Source organism: Paenibacillus sp. N119s (genome assembly GCF_059447605.1).
This window is the reverse complement of sequence record NZ_JCAJRU010000298.1, coordinates 1-5,244: the sequence shown is the minus strand read 5'-3', so window position 1 is coordinate 5,244 and position 5,244 is coordinate 1. Positions and strand designations below refer to the sequence as shown.

Genomic DNA, 5,244 nt, shown 5'->3' with positions numbered 1-5,244 from the left:
AGGCATCAAGATTCGATTTATGTATAACGCGCTCAGCTTTGATCAAGCAGGCATTGAGCGTCTGCATGGACATTTTGCACGACTATTGGAGCAAATTTCGCTCAACCCGCATGTTCGCGTTGAAGAGCTGGAACTACTCACAGCGACAGAAAAGCAACAGATGACAGGAGCGTTTAATGCGACGGCTTCTGCATATCCAAGCCATCAAACGATCCAAAAGCTGTTTGAGGAGCAGGCGGAACGCACGCCGGATCGTATGGCTGTCGTTTGGGAGCATCAATCTTTAACCTACCGTGAGCTGAACGAGCGAGCTAACCGTCTTGCACGCACCTTGCGTTCAGAAGGAGTAGAACCAGATCAGCCGGTAGGTATTCTGGTACAACGCTCGCTGGACATGATCGTAGGCATCTATGCGATCCTCAAAGCGGGTGGAGCCTACGTACCGATTGATCCAGACTATCCGGCCGACCGCATCCGTTTTATGCTGGAGGACTCAGGAGCAAAGCTGGTTTTGACGCAATCGCATCTGGTGGAGCAAGCATCGCTGAGTTTCGACGGCCAGGTGCTAGTACTGGAACACAAGGATATCTACCACGAAGATAGCTCCAATCTGGAGCCGCTGTCCGGGCCGCACCATGTCGCGTATGTCATCTACACCTCCGGCTCGACAGGAAAGCCAAAGGGCGTCATGGTGGAGCATCACTCAGTCCTGAACCGGATTTTGTGGATGCATGATCGCTATGACTTGAGTGCGGAAGATACGATTCTGCAAAAAACCACCTTTACCTTCGACGTATCGGTGTGGGAGCTGTTCTGGTGGTCAATGGTCGGCTCAAAAGTGAGCTTGCTGTCGGTTGGCGGGGAAAAGAACCCAGAAGACATCGTCGACACGATTGCCCGCGATGGCGTGACCACGATGCACTTTGTGCCGGCCATGCTGCATGCGTTCCTGGAATACGTGGAACAGCAGCCACGCGAAGTGATGCAAGCGAAGCTGAGTACACTGCGCCATGTCTTTGCCAGTGGTGAAGCATTGCCGCCACAGCATGTGGCCCGGTTTCAGCGGCTCGTGTCGGGTCTATCTGGGGCGAAGCTGATCAATCTATACGGTCCAACTGAAGCGACGGTGGACGTGTCGTACTTCGATTGCGAACCGAATGAAGAATATACAGTGATTCCAATCGGGAAACCGATCCAAAATATTCGTCTGTACGTCGTGAAGGAAGGCACAGAGCAATTGCAGCCGATTGGGGTAGCAGGGGAGCTGTGCATCAGCGGTGTTGGCGTAGCCCGTGGTTACTTGAACCGTCCAGAACTGACGGCGGAGAAATTCGTAGCCAATCCGTTTGCTGAAGGGGAAACCGGTTATGAGCGGATGTACCGAACTGGCGATTTGGCGAGATGGATGCCGGACGGGAACATCGAATATTTGGGACGGATTGACCATCAGGTGAAAATCCGGGGGTATCGGATTGAGTTAGGCGAGGTCGAAACGCAGCTGCTTCAAGTGGAATCGGTACGAGAAGCGGTTGTTATGGCTCGTACAGATGAAACGGGCCAAAAACAAATGGTGGCCTACTATGTTGCGGGGCAAGAGCTTGGCGCCAGCGAGCTGAGAAGTGAGCTGGGCCGAGAGCTGCCAAGCTACATGGTGCCGTCCTACTTTGTACAGCTGGAGCAGATGCCACTGAGTCCAAACGGTAAAATCGACCGCAAGGCTCTGCCTTCACCAGAAGGCAGTCTGCAAAGCGGTGCGGAGTATGTAGCGCCTCGCACTGGAGCGGAACGGGCACTCGTAGCAATCTGGCAGTCTGTCCTGAATGTGCAGACGGTCGGTATTTTGGACAACTTCTTTGATCTGGGCGGCGACTCCATCAAGGCGATTCAATTTTCTTCCCGACTACTTCAAGCAGGGTACAAGATGAATATGAAGGACTTGTTCACATATCCAAGCGTGAAGGAACTGGCTTCGCATCTTCGGTTAGCAGACAAGCAAACAACCGAGCAAGGCGAGGTCACGGGGAAAGTGGCGTTAACGCCGACTCAATACTGGCTTGTAGAACAGGGTCAAGTGGAGGCATATCCATTTAATCAGGCGGTTATGTTGCACCTGGAGAAGGGCTTTGACGAAATCGCTCTACGTCAGGCACTTGGCAAACTTACAGCGCATCATGATGCTCTACGGATGGTGTTCAGCAAGACAGAGCAAGGATATGAAGCATGGAACCGTGGCGTACAGGAAGGTGAGCTATATCATCTGGATGTGGTGGACTTTACGAACTTGACGGATGAAGCCACGCTCAGCGCAGCCATTGAGGCGAAATCCAGTGAAATTCACAGTAGTATTCAACTTCATGAAGGGCCGTTGTTGAAGGCTGGCTTGTTCCACTGTGCAGATGGGGATCATTTGCTCATAGCCATCCACCATTTGGTAGTGGACGAGATATCGTGGCACATTGTGTTAGAGGATTTAGCCACAGTTTATGAGCAAGCCGTTCATCAAGAAGTACTTCGATTAACGGACAAAACGGATTCATTCCGTTCCTGGTCTCAAAAACTTTCCACTTATGCGAATAGCACAGCTATGGAAAGTGATCGCGCCTATTGGGAGCAACTGAACGCAGCCGCTTTAGCTGACCAAGTACGTTTGCCTGAGGATCAAATACAGGCCGACTCGTTTACCTTGACTGACACGGATACAGTAGTCCTCCAGCTTACGGAAGAAGAGACATCAAAACTATTGAAGGAAGCACACCGCGCATATAACACGGAAGTGAACGATTTGCTGCTGACTGCATTAGGCATGATGCTATACACGTGGACGGGGTATGAACGCAGTCTGATCAACCTAGAGGGATATGGACGGAAGGAGATTTTACCAGATACGGACTTTTCTCGTACGGTAGGGTGTTTTACAGTTCAATATCCGGTATGGCTGGACATGGGCAGTGATCCTACTTTATCGGGACGCATCAAACAGGTTAAAGAGAGTCTACGTCATGTTCCGAATAAGGGAATGGGCTATGGAATCTGGAGATATTTGAGTGAATCTAGTCAAGTGGTTAGTCAGCAGGCAGATGTACTGAACCTTGGTCAACATCAAGCTTTTGCCGAGCCACAAGTGAGCTTTAACTATCTCGGACAGTTTGATCAAGACTTGCCAAACAGCGATATTCGTATGTCTCCTTATTCGATTGGATCGGTCATTAGTGACCGGACGAAAATGAAATATGCGCTCGATGTGAGCGGAATCGTAATGAACGGCATCCTGAAACTTGACATTCGCTATAACGGCAAAGCCTTCCGTAGGGACACCATCCAAATGTTGGCTAATCTGCTAAAAGCCAATCTGCTTGAAATGATCGAGCATTGTATTGCAAGGGAGCAGACTGAACTGACTCCAAGTGATGTACTGTTCAAAGGTCTGACTCTGGAGCAATTAGATACGATTAAGGAGCAGACAAAGACGGTTGGGGAATTGGAAAATGTGTATCCGCTAACGCCAATACAAAAGGGTATGCTGTTCCATAGTTTGATGAATACACAAACCGAAGTGTATTTTGAACAGTTAACGTTCGATCTTGAAGGAGATTTTGAGCCGGGTATGTTCGAGGAAAGCGTAAAGCTGCTCGTAAGCCGTCATGCTATTTTTCGGACAAATTTCTACAGTGGCTGGTATGGTCAACCATTGCAGGTTGTCTATCGTCATAAAGATCTGGACTTCCATTATGAGGATGTCAGAGGACGTGAACACGCTGTAGCTGAATTTGTGTCCCAGGACAAAGCTCGTGGCTTTGATTTAGGCAAGGACACACTTATACGCCTAGCTATCTTCCGTACAGGGGATCACTCATACCGTTTTGTATGGAGCTTCCACCATATTGTGATGGACGGTTGGTGTTTGTCACTCGTAATGGAAGAAGTGCTAAGTGCGTATTCGTCCTTGTTGAAAAACAGGCAGCCAGAGCTCGCACCTGTCAAGCCGTATAGTGACTATATCGAATGGTTGGAACATCAAGACGCACAGGAGGCGACCCGTTATTGGAGTGACTATTTGGCAGGTTTTGAGCAACAGACCTTGCTGCTTGGTGAGAACGCGCAAGCTTCTATAATAAATCGGGATCAAGATGCAGACAAAAGCGGTGGAAGTTCAAATTCCGGGTATGTTTCGGAAAAGGTGACCTTCGGGCTAGGTAAAGAACGGAGTACAGCATTGAAACGTATTGCAAAGCAACAGAAAGTAACGATTAATACGCTTTTGCAGACTGCGTGGGGTGTTATTTTACAGAAATACAATAATAATCAGGATGTCGTATTTGGTAGTGTGGTATCTGGGCGTCCAGCAGAGATTGCAGGCGTGGAGAATATGATCGGTTTGTTCATAAATACAATTCCAGTACGCATTTACAGTGAACGGGATGCAACATTTGCTGAAGTATTGCAGCGTACACAAGAACAGGCTCTGGCCTCCAGTCCATATGACACGTTCCCACTGTATGACATTCAGGCACTGACTGAACAAAAACAAGACCTGATTCATCACATCATGGTCTTTGAAAACTATCCGATTGGGCAAAAGATAGCTCAGGCGATTGATTCCGGCGAAGCAGACGCACACACAGGTCTCTCTATTGCTAATGTGGCAATTGCGGAGCAAACCAACTACGATTTTAACCTGATTGTCGTGCCAGATGAGGATATCTCTATCCTGCTTGAATACAATGCTCTGGTGTATAACCGGTCTGCAATGGAGCGTATCCGGGGTCATATGGACCACATCATCGGACAAATCGTAGACAACCCGTATATCCACGTGAATGAGCTGGAATTGGTAACGCCGGAAGAACAAGCGCAAATCGTGCAGGTATGGGGAGATACGGCAGTAGCCTATCCGCAGGATCAAACGCTAAGCAGCCTGTTCGAGCAGCAGGCCGCGAATACACCGGAGCAAGTGGCGGTGTTGTGCGGAGCGGCATCGTTGACCTACCGTGAGCTGAACGAGCGAGCCAACCGTTTGGCCCGGACGTTGCGTGCGGAAGGGGTACAGCCAGATCAGCCTGTGGGTATTCTGGTTCACCGTTCACTGGACATGATCGTGGGCATCTATGCGATTCTGAAGGCCGGCGGAGCTTATGTGCCAATTGATCCAGAATATCCGGCCGATCGTATCCGCTTTATGCTGGAGGACTCAGGCGCGAAGCTGGTGCTGACGCAATCGCATCTGGCGGAGCAAGCATCGCTGAG

At 49.7% G+C, this 5,244-nt stretch carries 1 protein-coding gene; it reads left to right on the top strand.

Annotated features, from left to right (window positions below; all coding sequences use genetic code 11):
* On the top strand, positions 1-5,244 hold a 5,244-nt coding region (locus AC5V8P_RS23165; protein ID WP_495473906.1), incomplete at both ends, for an amino acid adenylation domain-containing protein.